Raw genomic sequence first — 16252 nt, 5'->3', positions numbered from 1 at the left:
GGAAGCTTCGTTGCTATTTCATACTCAGATAGATATCCAAAAAAACGCAGTGTTGGAAACGGGATTTTTTAGTGCCAACTGTGGAACCGTGATCATATGTTCTAAAAAAATCGTGTTGGGCGAGAACATCATGTTAGGAAGAAACATCATCATCTATGACAGCGACCACCATCAGATTAAAGATCGGCATGGGCAGATGATCAACTATGACGCAGAGGTCAGGATTGAGAATGACGTCTGGCTGACTTCAAATGTGACGGTATTGCGAGGTGTCACGATAGGAGAAGGCAGTATCGTGAACGCACAGACGGTCATCAAAGAAGATGTGTCGCCATTCTCAGTTGTTAGCGGAAGCGCGACTGTCAAAGTCGCTCCAACACATAAACTTACAAGCTGGAGCCGAGAACTTACACATAAGTGGAATTAACTGAGAATTCTGAAAAAACAAAGCTTTTCAAGTTATGCCATAACTCAGGTGACAGCAATATTAAGGAGGCGCAGAATATGGAAGAGAGAGTCAAAGAAATCATAGCCGAGGCATTCGAGGAACTGAACGCTCAAATGGATGCCGATGATCAAATTTTATTTGATGAGGATTTGAATTTGATCGGTTCAAAAGGTATACTGGACTCCCTTTCGTTCGTCACGCTGATTGCAATTATTGAGGATCTAATTAGTGAACATCTGGACAAAAGTATCATTATAGTCAACGACAAAGCTTTTTCCCAAGATAGAAGTCCTTTTCATTCTGTTAGTTCATTAACCCATTACATCACAGATCTCTTGATGGAGGAGGGTTAAAATGGTCATAGTTATTACAGGAACCAGCAAAGGGATCGGGCTTCAACTGGCAAAGTATTATCTGGAGTCTGGATATGAGGTCGTGGGATGCAGCCGCACGGAGTCAGACTTAATGCACGATCGGTATATGCATTACAAGATTGACGTCACAGACACTGAAGATGTTCAGAATTTCGCGTTTGAAGTTGGAAAAAAATACAAAGTGATTGATGTGCTGATTAACAACGCTGGCGCGGCTTCGATGAACCATTTTATGCTGACGGATCCAAAGACGGCGGAGCGCCTGATGAAGATCAATTATCTCAGCGGCTTCGCGTGCAGTCGAGCTTTCATTAAGATGCTCAGGAAAGCGGATCACCCTCGTATAATTAATTTCTCAACCGTAGCGGTGCCGCTCAATCTGGAAGGCGAATTGGCATACTGCGCGTCAAAAGCCGCTGTTGAGAGCATGACGAAGGTCATGGCTAAAGAACTGGGTCCATTTAAGATTACAGTCAATGCGGTTGGGCCTGCCCCGACAATGACAAATCTCATTGCCAACGTGCCAAAAGAAAAAATTGATAAGTTATTGGATCAGCAAGCCATTAAAAGATTTTCAGAAATTGAGGACATTATTCAGGTGATTAATTTTTATATAGACAGAAACAGCGACTTTATTACCGGGCAGATCATTTATCTGGGGGGGATCTGCAAATGAACATCGATTTTATTAAAAACAGTCTAAAGGCCAACGAGGCCTCGATTGCAATTGTGACGCCTGCTAAAGCATATACCTACATGGAAATAATGGAGCGGTATGAAGATAATTTGAGCTTTTTCCGGGAAAATAACATTGCGCCGGGCAGTGTCGTGGCGCTGCACGCCGATTATTCCGCAGATGCTATTGCGGCTATGCTGGCCTTAATTGAAAACGACTGTATCCTTGTTCCGATTTCCAAAACAATTCTCAATATTGAAAAGTTCATGCAGGTGTCCCAAAGCGAATTTATCATTGAATACTCTGACGAACTTAAGGTATTTAAAGCTACGGGTATTCATCCGACACATCCCATGATTCAAGAAATTCAAAAAAGACAAGCGCCGGGTCTCGTTCTCTTTTCTTCAGGCACAACCGGGGATCCTAAAGCGGCGCTTCACGACTTAACGAAGCTGTTGGAAAAATTTAAAAAAACAGGCAAAACGTTCAAGACAATTACTTTTTTGCTTTTTGATCATATTGGAGGCTTCAATACGCTTCTTCATACCTTAAGTCATGGCGGTACCATTGTGACTATCCCAAACCGTGTTCCCGCCCAGGTCTGCGAGATTATTGAAAAGGAAAAAATCGAATTGCTTCCAACAACACCGACATTCCTGAACATGATTTTACTTAATAAATTGTATGAGCAGTATGATCTGACCTGCCTAAAAATGATCACCTACGGTACAGAGTCCATGCCGGAATATACGCTTAAGCTATTTTCGAAAATACTCCCCAATACGACATTTAAGCAGACCTATGGATTGTCTGAATTAGGGATTATGGCAACAAAATCAGAGCGTTCGGATTCTCTGTGGATGAAACTGGGAGGTGACGGGTTTGAAACCAAAATCGTGGAGGAGGTCCTTTATATTCGCGCTGAGTCCGCTATGCTGGGTTACCTTAATGCCCCGTCTCCATTTGATGAAGAGGGATGGTTTAACACCAAAGACCGTGTCGAAGAAAAGGATGGGTTTCTGAGGATCTTAGGGAGAACCTCAGATCTGATAAATGTAGGCGGCGAAAAGGTCTACCCAATCGAAATAGAAAACGTGCTTTTGCAGATCAGTGGTGTGTTGGATGCCAGGGTGTTTGCAGAAAAAAATTCTATTATGGGCAATACGGTTGCTGCTGAAATCCTGGTCGCCCCTGAGAATAATAATAATGAGTTCAAAAAAATCTTAAGGCATTTCTGCAGCGAGAATCTCGAAAGATTTAAAAGGCCGACGAGATTTATTTTAAACGAAAAGGAACTGTATACGGATAGGCTTAAGAAAAAACACTGACCCATGCAAATCTGATATTGGAGGCGTGTTGGTATGCAACAGATCAGAATCTTTCTTATTCAAAAAATATCTTTGGTTTATTTTGTTTTGGCATTTATATTCATTTATTTAATTTTTAGCCAACTGCTTACTTGGACGAAGCAGGGATACGACAGTCAGATGTTGCTTGGAAGTTCAACTTCAAGCAATCAGAGTACAGTGAACTACACTGGATTGGATTATGTCGCTTTGGGAGATTCTTATTCAGCGGGACAGACGCCATACGGCGTTGCAGTGGGCTACAGTTATACGGACATGATCAACGAGAAAATCAGGGAACGGGGCTATGCTGGTAATTACGACAAAATGGGCGTCTCTGGATATACGACCATTAATGTCTTCAACCAATTATACGGAATAGAACAAATGATTGCTGAAGCTGAAATCGTTACAATTGATATTGGGATCAACGATCTTTTGCTTCTTCCTGAGGTTTATGCATATCTGTTTGAGAACCACACAAAATCATTTGATGTCGCTGAGGCTGCGGCAATTCAACAAATTCCGGAAGCTGCTGCTAATTTAAAAAAAATTATCGTCAGATTGAAAGACATTAGTTCTTACGCAGATCCTCAAATCTATGTGATGGGATATTTCAATGCTTTCCCTGAATTTCCAGAGTTTCTTCCCGTCATACAACAGCTTAATGAAGCCATCCGACTCGTGACGGAGGACACTGGCGTCAGGTATATAGAAACGATGCCAGCCATGGACGCTCATCTATGGGAGTACCTCCCCGGTGATCTTCACCCTACGGTTGAAGGATATCGGGCTATAGCAGAAGCGTTTTGGAGGGAGATTGAAAAAAGCCTGTTCAATAGCCTGACATCGCCCCATTTGATCAAACCTTCTGATATTAGTGAGCATTGGGCTGAAGAGAAGATTCTAAGGTTATATAGTCAAGGAATTATTGCAGGTTATGAAGATGGTACGTTTAAACCCAATCACCCAATGACGAGGGCAGAATTCGTCACGCTTATGAATAAATTTTTCAAATATACAGAACTCGGGGAGATAGGTTTTTCAGATGTTCCGGAAAGTGCCTGGTATATAACTGAGGTTCAAAAAGCTGTCAAAGCCGGTTACATTTCGGGGTACATTGACAACACTTTTCAGGCTAAGAACCCTGTAACGCGGCAGGAGGCTGCAGTTATCATTGCCAAAATAATGGGCTATGATTTGTCAGATGGGTTGGATGTGACTTCCCGATTTGTTGACGGAGCAGAAATTCCAAATTGGAGTCGAAAGTCCCTTAATGCTTTGATCAAAAGGGGGATTATAGGGGGGTATCCTGATCGTACTTTAAAGTTCCAAGGTACAGTTACAAGAGCTGAAGTGGTTTCAATATTAAGTTTATTAACGACTGAGCAGCGAGCGGGGGAATAGAAGATGAAACTATCAAAAGCGCTAAGGCTATCAGTTGCCAAGACCATGTATTTTAATCATAAGCTAGGTTTGCAAGGGATGCATTTGCTGATTGCAAGGGACAGCTTGGTGAAAATCAAAAAGACCAGCAGAGTATATATTGAAAATGGCAGAGTCGAATTAGGATTTGACTTCTTGAATCGAGGCAGAACCTCAATAAAAATGGGCAATGACGCTCAACTTGTAGTTCGTGGATGCGCGAGTATCTGCAATGGGTGTAGAATAACCATCGAAAACGGTGGCAAATTGGTTATAGGTGCTGAGGTTTTTATCAACGAAAACACGAGAATCACGGTATATCGTGAGGTTCGTATTGGTCAGGGCTGCTGGATCTCTTGGGATGTTAATATCATTGACACGGATTTTCACAGCATATTTGAGAACGGTAAAGAGAAACTCAAGGAAGATCGGATTGTCATAGGGAACCATGTTTGGATTGGTGCCAAGGCTATGATTCTTAAAGGGGTCACGATTGGAGATGGTGCTATCGTTGGCGCAGGCGCAGTTGTGACAAAGGATGTGCCGTCAAAATGTATCGTAGCAGGGAATCCTGCTAGAATCATTAAAGAAAATGCCGAATGGAGAATCTGAGGTACAAGCTCGCGTGTTCATGGAAATAAAGGAGGTGTTATTGAGATTATGAGACAGTATGATGAAATGAATGTACTGGGTTTCCGAGATGTTTTCTATGTCTTTTTGAAGCGAATTAAGATCATTGCGGGATTAACCCTTCTTTCTCTAACGGTTTCAATTATAGTAACTTTTTTCTTGATGACGCCCAAGTATGAAACCTTCACAATTTTAATGCTGGGCCGCCCTGCCGATTATGGAATTGAAGTCGGTATCACGGCCCAGGATGTACAACTCAACCGGCAGCTCGTAAGCACCTATGCGGAAATTGCTAAATCAAACAGTGTTATCAATCAAGTCTCATCCAACTGGGGTGACGGTATGACCCCGCTCTATATTCGAGAGCGAGTCAAAGTCACACTACTCAATAATACGGAACTGATCAAGGTGACGGCAAGAGATGCTGATCCAATCATAGCTGCGAAGCTAGCAAACCAAATGGCAGAGACTTTTATGAAAGAAGTCGCGAAAATCATGAAAATTGAAAATGTCCAGATCATTGACAAAGCTGAGATTCCTAGAAAGCCAGTTTCACCACGACCGGAACTTAATCTCACTGCGGGCACACTCTTTGGCATGTTGTCTGGAGCTTTTTTGGCCTTCTTTCTTGAAATCACGGATCAATCTATCAAGACATCAGATGATGTGGTTAAGCTTCTGAATCTGCCTGTGTTAGGTATGATTCCGGAAATGACGGAGGAGCGGTGATTCAATGGACAAGCTTATAGTTCGAGCAAGCCCTAAATCGCCGGTTTCGGAAGCCTATAGAACTTTGCGGACCAATATCCAGTTTTCAAATTTGGATCATGAATTGAAGTCCATCTTGTTCACTAGCGCTATGGCGGGAGAGGGTAAGACGACTACTATTATAAACCTCGGAATTGTGGTGGCGAAATCAGGTAAGAGGGTACTGATCGTTGATTCGGACTTGAGAAAACCGACTATACACAAGCACTTCGAAATGGTAAACATCCGAGGCCTTTCAGAGTTACTGCTTGAGGATGGTGAGCCAACGGACTACATAGTCAAAAGTTCCGTTGAAGGGCTCGACCTGCTGCTGTCTGGGACTATCCCCCCGAATCCATCCGAAATGCTGGGATCAAGACGTATGATGATCCTTACTGAAAAGTTAAGACGCGAGTATGACTTGATATTCTTCGATGCGCCTCCAGTTGGCATTGTGACTGATGCGCAAATTCTATCTACAATCGTGGATGGCACAATTCTGGTTTTAGCTGCTGAGAAAACAGATAAACGAGAGGCTCTTTACGCGGTTTCTCTTCTGGAGAATGTCAATTGCAAATTGATTGGAACGGTTCTCAATAGAATTCCAATGAAAGAGAGCGGCTACTATCAGTATAGACATCGTGCTTATTACGATCAAAATGATGATGAAACAAAAGGAATACGAGGATTGCTTCTTAGAATGAGACGCTTCTACCAAAAATAACCTATACAACCCAAAAATTTGAGAAAGGTCAGGGTCGAGACCATGTATGACTTCCATGCTCATATGCTTCCCAATTTGCTGGGTGACGACGGCCCGAAATCCAAAGAGATTTCACAACGCATGATCTCTCAAGCTTCAGAGACTGGCTTTTCGGATGTGATCGCAGTGTCCCATTTGATTCCAGGCGAGGCTTATGAACCGTGTGCAAGTCTGGTCGAAAAAGCAGCAGCGCAAAGTACTCTCGAGCTAAGACTACATGGTGCCCATGAGTGTTATCTTATGCCGGAACTCATTAAAATCATCAAAAATCGTGAAGCAGCAGTGATTGGAGGGCGATACATTCTCGTTGAACTCCCTATGACCAACTGGATGCCCAATACCTTAACCATATTGATGGACATTCTCAGTCTCGGAATGACCCCCGTCATTTCGCACCCCGAACGTTGTGAAGGCATTGAGCGTGAACCTGACCGAGCTTTGGAACTTCTTCATATTGGAGCCAAGCTTCAACTTAATTTAGATAGTCTTAAGGATAAAAAATCGTATAAAGGCAGAGTTGCTTTGTGGCTTCTGAAACACAGAGCCTATCATGTTGTGGGTACTGATGCCCATTCTGACAGGCGCCGCTCTCCACTGATGTCTGATGAGTTGGTAACTTTGAAAACTCTGGTCGGTGCAGTTTATTTTAATTTCTTGTTGAGGGGCAATCCTGAGAGGATGCTCAGGGGTGCAGATGCGGTGGACGGATTTGACGGAATTTGGGAAGCGGATGATATTGAAACAAATCAGGGCACTTGGGACCTTCACGCAAAGAGAAAACAGTCCTCATGGATACGGAAATTATGAATGTGTTGAAACCATTATTCCGGAATTATGCGAAATGATGTAAGTTGAATCGCTTGGACTTTTTTAAGGCATTGATAATGATAAGCAATCCGGTAAATAGTACTTTAGAGAGAGATAAAATTGACATCGAGTAAAGGTTTGACGTTTTATTTGGGAGGCGAAGAAATATGATGCGGAAAATTACAATCATGAGTATTTTATGCATGCTATTGTCACTGTCCGTGCCGATTGTCGCAAATGCGCAGACCCCATCAGATATCGCGGATCATTGGGCAAAAGCGGAAATCGAAGACTGGATAGCAAAAGGGTATATTTCAGGTTACTTGGACGGAAGTTTTAAGCCGAATAGTGACATTTCAAGAGCGGAATTTATCTCAATGATCAATAAATCGTATGGATATACAGCATTGGCGCCCATCTCTTTTTCAGATGTGAAGCCAAGCAGTTGGTATTATGAGGCTGTGGCAATTGCTGCTTCCGCTGGATATATATCAGGCTATACCGATGGAACAATGAGACCGGAAATTCCGATCAGCCGCGAAGAAGCTGCGGCAATTATCGTGAAGCTCTTAAAACTTCAACCTGATATGGAAGCGGCGACTAAATTCAAAGACCATTTGCAATTGACTTGGAGCAGGGGCGCTGTGGGAGCGGTCGCCAAAGCCGGGATAATGAATGGCTACCTTGACGGAAGCTTCCAGCCAAGAAAAGAGATAGAGAGAGGCGAAGCAGTTGTTTCTCTTACCCGTGCGATTGGTGCAGGGATAAACATGAATGCGCCTTTGGCGCCTGCTCTGACCATGGATGATGATACCAATCTGGTAACGGGCATGACCACTGCCATGGAATACAAATTGGATTCAGCAGATTGGGTGATGTACAACCTGGATATTTTCAAATCACTTGATTTGAGTGGAAACCACACGCTGCTGGTGCGCTATGCAGCGCAGGGCGCTCAACCCGCTGGGCCTTCGACGACTTTGGAGTTTACTGAGGAAGCAGCTGTTGTTGCAGTTCGATCTGGGGGCGGTGGAACTTCTTCCAATGTCAATATTACCGGGATCACGATTTCTGGAACCGCAGAGTTCAACTCTACACTGAACGCGGATCTTCAGCCTTCAAGCGCGTCTGCGACCTATCAATGGGAGCGATCAGATCGTGTTGACGGAATCTTTACTGCTATTACTGGGGCGACATCAAGCACTTACGTTGTCGTGGAAGAGGACGTAGGAATGTTTCTACGAGTCATGGCTTCAGGAACCGGGAACTATAAGGGGTCTGTCACAAGTTCTCCGACTACGGTTGTGAAGGTGGTCAATCTGACTGACGTTAAGATTTCAGGAACAGCACAATTCGGCTCAACACTGAGTGCGGTCATAGAACCGGCAGGCGCGACAGCAAGCTATCAGTGGCAGCGTGCTGCAGCGGAAGGTGGTCCATACACCAATATTTCAGGGGCCGCAGGAAGTTCATATGTCATTGGCGCAGCGGATGTTGACCAATACCTTCGAGTGATGGCCAACGGCAGAGACGGCTATGCAGAAAGCGTCACGAGTTCTCCGACATTGAAGGTAACAGCGATTAGCCTTACTAAGGTTACAATTTCAGGAACCGCGCAATTCGGCTCAACACTGAGTGCGGTCATAGAACCGGCAGGCGCGACAGCAAGCTATCAGTGGCAGCGTGCTGCAGCGGAAGGTGGTCCATACATCGATATTTCAGGGGCCGCAGGAAGTTCATATGTCATTGGCGCAGCGGATGTTGACCAATACCTTCGAGTGATGGCCAACGGCAGAGACGGCTATGCAGAAAGCGTCACGAGTTCTCCGACCTTGAAGGTAACAGCGATTAGCCTTACTAAGGTTACAATTTCAGGAACCGCGCAATTTGGCTCAACACTGAGTGCGGTTATAGAACCGGCGGGCGCGACGGTAACGTATCAATGGGAACGCTTAAATGAAACTGAGGACAAGTATGAGCCTATTAGCGGTGCAACGGCGAGCGGCTATACAGTGAGCGCGGAGGATCTCGGAAGAACCCTTCGAGTGACAGCCACCGGCACAGGCGGTTATGCACACGAAGTACCGAGTTCTCCAATCTTGGTTCAGGCGCCGGTCAATCTGACTGACGTTAAGATTACTGGAACCGCGCAATTCGGCTCGACACTGAACGCGGTCATAGAACCGGCAGGCGCGACAGCAAGCTATCAGTGGCAGAGTGCTGCAGCGGAAGGTGGTCCATACATCGATATTTCAGGGGCCACAGGAAGTTCATATGTCATTGGCGCAGCGGATGTTGACCAATACCTTCGAGTGATGGCCAACGGCACAGGTGGCTATGCGGGCGAAGTAACGAGTTCTCCGCCCTTAGAGGTGACAGCGATTAGCCTTACTGAGGTTACAATTTCAGGAACAGCACAATTCGGCTCAACACTGAGTGTAGTCATAGAACCGGCAGGCGCGACAGCAAGCTATCAGTGGCAGCGTGCTGCAGAAGCAGATGGTCTATACACCGATATTTCAGGGGCCACAGGAAACTCATATGTCATTGACGCAGCGGATGTTGACCAATTCCTTCGAGTGACAGCCAACGGCACAGGTGGCTATGCGGGCAAATTAACGAGCTCTCCGACTTTAGAGGTGACAGCGATTAGCCTTACTGGGGTTACAATTTCTGGAACCGCACAATTCGGCTCAACACTGAACGCGGCCATAGAACCGGCAGGCGCGACAGCAAGCTATCAGTGGCAGCGTGCTGCAGCGGCAGATGGTCTATACACCAATATTTCAGGGGCCACAGGAAACTCGTATGTCATTGTGGCAGCGGATGTTGACCAATACCTTCGAGTGACAGCCACTGGCAGAGACGGCTATGCAGAAAGCGTCACGAGTTCTCCAACCTCAGAGGTGACAGCGATTAGCCTTACTGAGGTTACGATTTCAGGACCAGAGGAAATGGGCGCTACGCTAGAGGCAGACGTCTTGCCAGAAGGCGCAACGGTAAATTACCAATGGCAGTGGTTAGATCCGGAGGTACAGGATGGCGTGTATTCTCCTATTCCAGGCGCCACAGCGCGGACCTACAGGGTTACCTCTGATTACTTGGGGGATTATATCCGAGTGAGCGCCACTGGCACCAGCGGTTATGAGGGCACTGTCACGAGTCTGCCGACAGAGGCCATTGCTAACCCGACCATAATCTTTTCTCGAGCAATAGTAAGAGAAGGATCAGGATACTTTGACAAGGACGAAGTCGATGCGGTTATGGAGGCTTTGTGGGGTGAAGTTAATACACCGGTTAATATCAACACGGATATCGGTCAGATCGAAATCAAGCAGGTATTCAGCACGACTGGCAATGGTAATTTGACCATTGATGCGGACAACATCACAGCGGATTTTTTGAATTGGCTTGAATACGGGGCCGTCTCCGGTGGAAGAATTGCTGTCGAAATCAAAGCAAGCAACGGCGTTGAACTTTACGAAGCAGCGAATGCCAATGATAATATTATCAACGGAAGCGAAGGAACCGATTTGATTAATCTGTACGTGAATTACCCTGACTGGGAGGACGTTACCGTACGGGTTGACCTTCATGACCTGGTTGCCGGAACCAATACCGGAAGGATCGAGTTATCTGACAACAGTCTGGCCGATTTTCAAGTGGTGACCGAAGGCGCGCTCATACATGTGAATTCCATTGAGGTCACGAGCACTTCCTCCTCAATTTCCACAGACGGGGGCGAATTGCAATTAGTTGCTGAAGTGGGACCTGACGATGCTTACGACAAAATCGTCAGGTGGTCTGTAGAACCGGGCGAGGAATTTGGCTTGATCAGCAATACAGGCGTCCTTTATGCCGGTAGAAATGGAACCGTAGAGGTCTTTGCGACCTCAGCGGATACTGGTCTCAGAAGTGAACCTTATACTGTCACCATCACAGGTCAGGTGGGACCGGCTGCGCCAACTGGAGTCGGAAAAACTGACGAAACGGTGGCTGGAGCCAATGACGGCACACTGACGGGTGTCGCGCCAGGGCAAGAATATCAGGTCAACGGGACTGGTGGATGGATTAAGATCACCGGAAACACGGTAACGGGGCTGGCGCCTGGCAGTTATACCGTACGGGTGGCTAAAGTTACGAGCAAGACCTATATTGAAGAGGCTGGAACACCGACAGAACCTATCATCATTGCAGCAGGCAAAACGGCAATCACGGGGTTTGAAGCACTGGATGATATTCCAGCAGGTACAGCCGGATCTGCGCTCTATGCAGATGTGGCTGAGGTACTGGCTATTTTACCGGAAAGCGTCACGGCAAATCCAGGGGCAGTGACTGTTAAGGTAGCTTCATGGACAGATACAGACACTTATGTTTCAAACACGGCTGGGAGCTATACCTTTACTGCGAACCTGGGAGTTATTCCTGAGGGCTACGTCAATGCGGAAGGCTATACCGCAACAGTTGAGGTCGTTGTTGAGCCGTAACCCCATAGGTAGACCTCGCATAACAACTGTCAATTGCCCTGAAATCGCTATAATTAGTGAATTTCAGGGCTTTTCTTGTATAAGGAAAGGGAATGTCCATGCTCCTTATCCATTCACCTCCCGTTTGCCCTTCATTTTGTAAGAATAAAAAGGTAAAATGATTCTACGGTATAGCGAGTATTATAAACGTATATGCTCTACAAATAACCAATTGGCAAACAAGCTCTGAAGTGAGGTGTGGGAGTTGAGCGGGAAGAAAGCGAACAAGAAACACGAGCCAGACGCGGAAACTATGATGCAGCAAATGCTGGACGGGATGAGAGAGCATGCCAGAAGAGCAGAAATCCAATTGGAGAAACGGCTCTGGCGATCCGTTCAGCTGCCTTGCAGTCTGGCAGATGCCCTGAACAGCCTGACAAAATATGAGCTGGACAAGATCCGGCAGCATATGGGGCTTGCCCATGTCAGCGCGCTTAAAAAAGCGGCGCTGGTGGAGGCTTTGGCTAAAGGCATTGAAATTTTCTTTGAAACGCTGCTTATGGAGCTGGATCAAAAGCGCCTTAAGATGATTGAGGACGTTGTGACCCATTCTAATGCGGGTCATTGATTCTGACATTTCTTTTTACGATGTGTTGCGTGAAAGTGATTATGGGTATGTCTTATGTGATGCGGTGAATGCAGAAAAAATTGTTATAGCCCAAAGAGAGCATTTTGAGAGTTTTTCGGAGATGCCTGCACCTGAGGTCCTGGAGGAGCTGATGGCGGCGGTTGTAGCGCTTCAGATGGGGACGCGGTCGTGGGTGCTGAAGGGGCACAGACCAAAGGATGTCATTAAAGAAGAGGTGCCGATGGTGACGGCGCGTGCGGTAAAGCGACCATCGGCAGAAGTTTTTAAGAAACATATACGGGAGGCACGTGTCGAAAAAGTTAAAATTGGGCGAAACGATCCTTGTTCTTGCGGAAGTGGGAAAAAACCCAAGAAATGCTGCGGGAAGTGAAAGAGACATGCGGAGACTGCATAAGAAAGGAATCTGCCGGTGATGAAAGAGATTGCAGTAATTGCTTATGGAAAGAACTATGCTGAATTCATCAAGGGGTGCCTGGAGGTTTACCTTGGGCATCAGGCGGAGCTTCATGCCTATTCGGCAGATGATGTTGACCAGATGGCGTTCATCCAGGAGAAGTTTATTGCCATCTCGGGATTTACGGTGTTTAAAAGGGTTTATGAAAAAATCAGGGAGACTTCCACCCTTCAGGTCATGCGCTTCACACTGAGCAGAGAACAGACGGACATGCTGAAGGCGCTCCCGGAAGGCGAGAAGATCCTGCTGGTCAACATTGATTACAGAAAATGTATGGAGGTCATAACGCAGATTTATGAGGCGGGGTACAGGAACCTCGATCTAATTCCTTATTTTGGGGATGAGGACACCAGAGACAAGCGCATCAAAACGGCCATTACCCCTAATGAAATGCAGTTGATGCCGCCGGGCATGGAGACCATCATCAATTTTGGAGAACGGGTTCTGGACGTGGAAAGCGTGGTTGAACTGGCTGAAAAGATGGGGATCGAGGGCGTCTTTAACTCAGATGATGCGCGAAGAGCGCGCAATAATGTGATGGTCACTTCTGGAGGCATTGCCAAGCTTCTGGGGGAGAATGAGAAGCTGCTCGATCAGATCAAAGCGCTTGTGGAGATGATGGAGGACGGCATCATACTGACCGATTTGACGAGTCAGGTTTATCTAGCCAATGAGAAGGCGAAAGCCATGCTCAGAAACCGGTCTCAGGTCATTGAAGGCTTTGGGATCCCTGACATTCTTCCGGAGCTAAAGCTTGGCAGTGATGCAATGTCAAAGAATCAGAAGGAAACAGAAAAAATTGTGGCTATTGAGGGTGTCAATCTGGTAATCAAAGTATCGCCGTTATATTCTGACCAGGTCAAGCGCGGCAACATCATAACGCTCCGCAGCTTTGACGAGCTGGAGGAGCGTCAGCATTCCATCAGATCTAAGCTCTCTGGGGGCCGTCATGAGGCAAAATATGTTTTTAAGGATATAAAAGGAGAGAGCGCGATCATCAAAGAGGCGGTTTCAAGTGCTGTGAGAATTGCAAAGACGGATGCGTCAGTTCTTATTACCGGAGAAAGCGGTACTGGAAAAGAAGTCTTCGCCCAGAGCATACACAATGACTCGAGGAGAAATAAATACAGCTTTGTGGCACTGAACTGCTCGGCAATCCCTGAAAATTTACTTGAAAGTGAAATGTTCGGGTATGAGGAGGGCGCTTTCACCGGAGCGAAAAAAGGCGGCAAAGCCGGTTTATTTGAGATCGCGCACAAGGGAACGATCTTTCTGGACGAGATTGGCGAGATGCCTATTGCCCTCCAAAGCAAGCTGCTGAGGGTTCTTGAAGAAAAGAAGGTCTCGAGGATAGGGTCCCTTAAGCTCATTGATGTAGACACCCGGGTTATAGCGGCAACAAACAGAGATTTAAAAGAGATGATCCAGGAAAAGAAAATGCGGGAGGATCTCTTTTACCGGCTGAATGTTTTGCCGCTGGAAATTCCGAGCCTTAAGAAACGCAAAGAAGACATCCCATTGCTGCTCAGGCATTTCATGGGAATCATGTCAAGCGAGTGGCAGTACTCTCCCAAAGCCCTCGAAAAGCTTTGTGGCTACAGCTGGCCGGGCAATGTCAGAGAGCTTCGCAACACCGCCGAATTTTTATCCAGTCTGGGGAAGGCATTTATTGAGGAAAAGGACCTCCCAAGCTATATTGTTTATAACAAAGAAACCTCAGAAATTCAGGATTTGATCCAGCTGCCAAACCGAGAGCGCGGCAGTAATCTTGCATTTCTCATGAGAGAGGGCAGGCGGTTTGAAATGCTTGAAGCCATCCTGGTCGTTTTGAGCTCGGAGAAAGGTTCGGGTCAGCGCTGGGGCAGGAATAAGCTTGAAGACGCGCTGAACCAACACAGCTTTGATTTTACTGAGACGGAAATTAGAAACGGGTTGAGGTTGTTGAGCGAAATGGGTTATATTAAGTCTGCCAAGGGCAGGGGGGGGAGCCGAATCACAGCGGCGGGCCAAGGTCTTTTAACGGATATAGCAATTTTAAAAAGCATGATGGGTTGAAAAAGAGAAACGACAGCGCCAATTCAGTGGGCGCTGTCGTCAGTTTTTGCGAAATTTTGTTGGAGCAAGATATTTTTTTAAGGTTTTAGAAGACTTATGCTGGCGTATCGTAGCTTCTCAAGTAGCGGCTGAGGGCTTCAAGGCCTGACTTGAGTTCCTCCGTGCCATAGGCATAGCCAATCCTGACGCATCTGCCCATATCAAAGCAGTCTCCAGGGGTCAACATGACGCCTTCCTTTTCCATGAGGTCGTGGCAGAAGTCCGTAGAGGAAAGCATCATATCAAAATAGAGCAGCGCGGTGGTTCCGGCGGCTGGCCTGACATAATGGAAGTGTGGCTCGTTTTGGACCCAGGCATCCAGAATGGATAAATTTTCAGCGAGGATTGCTTTGCTCCTGGCCAGGATTTCAGATTTGTGCTCAAGGGCAAAGGCGCCTATGATCTCGTCGATTTTGCCGCAGCTGATCATATTGTAGTGGCGTATGTCATAAGCCGCTTCAATGATTTCCTTTGGCGCTGCAAGCCAGCCCAGCCTTAATCCAGCCAAAGAAAATACCTTTGACATACTTCCGGTGCTGATGCCTTTTTCGTATAATTCCACGACAGATGGCGGATAAGTGTTGTCGTGACTTAAGTGTCGGTAAACTTCGTCACAAAGGAGCCAAGCATCCTGATTTTTCGCTATATCGACGATCCCTTGGAGTGTCTGCGGATCAATCAAGGCGCCGGTAGGGTTATTTGGGTTGTTGAAGCAAATCAGCTTTGTGGAGGCGGTGACGGCCCTGCGCAGCTCAGAAAGATCAGGGATAAAGTTGCTTTCTTCCTTGAGTGCAACGGTTTTAACTTTGGCGCCGAGGCTTTCGGGGATGCTGGTGTGCTGCTGGTAGGTAGGCACGATCACGACGACCTCGTCTCCAGGGTTCACCAACGTGTATAAAGCAAGGAAATTAGCACCGATAGCACCATTCGTACTTAAAACGTTATCCGGATCGACATTTTTGTACAGGCTTGCCACGCCTTCTCTAAAGTGCTTGTTTCCAGGGATTTCGCCATAAGTCATACGTGTTGTCTTGATGAGGTGATCCAGTGCGCCGGGTTTGCCCACGAGCGCTTCCAAATCGCTGAGCGACATGGAATCTACACAGGTTTCCGCCAGATTGTACTTGCATTTGGTTTCGTAAAGATCCATCCATCTTTCAACGCCAAAAGGTTGAATCTGCATTGATAATTTCCCCCTCTTCAGAAGTGTTTCTGGTTTTTGCGCAGAGCTGAACTGGTGGTTCAAAGTCGTTTGAAAAAAGAATCATTCATTATTATAAAAACATACTTCAAAGCGGTTGTCTACGTGTATAATATTGCATGGAAACTCTATCTGGAATTGGGGTTATCTATACACAATTTTGTGTGGTAAA

Annotated in this window: 14 protein-coding genes; 13 read left to right on the top strand and 1 reads right to left on the bottom strand. The window is 46.3% G+C overall.

Annotated elements, in window-relative coordinates:
* The first annotated feature begins 130 nt into the window (after window positions 1-130).
* The 13 genes from BLP63_RS16775 (at window position 131) to BLP63_RS00195 (ending at window position 14840) form a co-directional block, all read left to right on the top strand.
* Window positions 131-427 carry an LbetaH domain-containing protein gene (locus BLP63_RS16775; protein WP_170829199.1) on the top strand — a complete coding sequence of 99 codons (297 nt, stop codon included), beginning with the start codon at window positions 131-133 and terminating at the stop codon, window positions 425-427.
* A 77-nt stretch (window positions 428-504) separates the two neighbouring features.
* On the top strand, window positions 505-801 hold the full coding sequence (locus BLP63_RS00250) for a hypothetical protein (protein ID WP_092588884.1): 297 nt from the start codon (window positions 505-507) through the stop codon (window positions 799-801).
* A 1-nt stretch (window position 802) separates the two neighbouring features.
* Window positions 803-1498: an SDR family NAD(P)-dependent oxidoreductase gene (locus BLP63_RS00245; RefSeq protein ID WP_092588883.1), complete on the top strand. Its 696-nt coding sequence runs from the start codon at window positions 803-805 to the stop codon at window positions 1496-1498.
* Window positions 1495-2826 (top strand): ANL family adenylate-forming protein, encoded by a 1332-nt coding sequence (locus BLP63_RS00240; protein ID WP_092588882.1) that lies wholly within the window; start codon window positions 1495-1497, stop codon window positions 2824-2826. The genes BLP63_RS00245 and BLP63_RS00240 overlap by 4 nt, the downstream gene beginning before the upstream one ends.
* Before the next feature lie 33 nt (window positions 2827-2859).
* The gene (locus BLP63_RS00235) at window positions 2860-4251 is read left to right on the top strand and encodes an S-layer homology domain-containing protein (protein WP_092588881.1); all 1392 of its coding nucleotides are present in this window, start codon (window positions 2860-2862) and stop codon (window positions 4249-4251) included.
* A gap of 3 nt (window positions 4252-4254) precedes the next feature.
* Window positions 4255-4881, top strand: coding sequence for an acyltransferase (locus BLP63_RS17155; protein ID WP_278278102.1), 627 nt, complete (start codon window positions 4255-4257; stop codon window positions 4879-4881).
* Window positions 4882-4929: 48 nt separating this feature from the next.
* Window positions 4930-5628, top strand: a complete 699-nt coding sequence (locus BLP63_RS00225; RefSeq protein ID WP_092588880.1) for a YveK family protein — start codon at window positions 4930-4932, stop codon at window positions 5626-5628.
* A 4-nt stretch (window positions 5629-5632) separates the two neighbouring features.
* Entirely contained in the window at window positions 5633-6370 is a 738-nt protein-coding gene (locus tag BLP63_RS00220; RefSeq protein ID WP_092588879.1) for a CpsD/CapB family tyrosine-protein kinase, read from the top strand.
* Window positions 6371-6412: 42 nt separating this feature from the next.
* A complete protein-coding gene (locus tag BLP63_RS00215; RefSeq protein WP_092588878.1) occupies window positions 6413-7216 on the top strand; it encodes a tyrosine-protein phosphatase in 804 nt (267 codons plus the stop codon).
* Between the two features lie 167 nt (window positions 7217-7383).
* Window positions 7384-11703, top strand: coding sequence for an S-layer homology domain-containing protein (locus tag BLP63_RS00210; protein WP_092588877.1), 4320 nt, complete (start codon window positions 7384-7386; stop codon window positions 11701-11703).
* Window positions 11704-11947: 244 nt separating this feature from the next.
* A complete protein-coding gene (locus BLP63_RS00205; protein WP_092588876.1) occupies window positions 11948-12310 on the top strand; it encodes a hypothetical protein in 363 nt (120 codons plus the stop codon).
* Window positions 12311-12431: 121 nt separating this feature from the next.
* Entirely contained in the window at window positions 12432-12701 is a 270-nt protein-coding gene (locus tag BLP63_RS00200; protein WP_170829198.1) for an SEC-C metal-binding domain-containing protein, read from the top strand.
* 42 nt (window positions 12702-12743) lie between these two features.
* Window positions 12744-14840, top strand: coding sequence for a sigma-54 interaction domain-containing protein (locus BLP63_RS00195; protein ID WP_092588874.1), 2097 nt, complete (start codon window positions 12744-12746; stop codon window positions 14838-14840).
* 94 nt (window positions 14841-14934) lie between these two features.
* Here the strand turns inward: BLP63_RS00195 and BLP63_RS00190 are convergent, their stop codons facing one another.
* The gene (locus tag BLP63_RS00190) at window positions 14935-16062 is read right to left on the bottom strand and encodes an aminotransferase (protein ID WP_092588873.1); all 1128 of its coding nucleotides are present in this window, start codon (window positions 16060-16062) and stop codon (window positions 14935-14937) included.
* Between the last annotated feature and the right edge of the window lie 190 nt (window positions 16063-16252).

This window comes from Acidaminobacter hydrogenoformans DSM 2784 (assembly GCF_900103005.1).
GTDB lineage: Bacteria > Bacillota > Clostridia > Peptostreptococcales > Acidaminobacteraceae > Acidaminobacter > Acidaminobacter hydrogenoformans.
The sequence above is the reverse complement of the archived record's forward strand: the minus strand, read 5'-3'. Positions and strand labels throughout refer to the sequence as shown.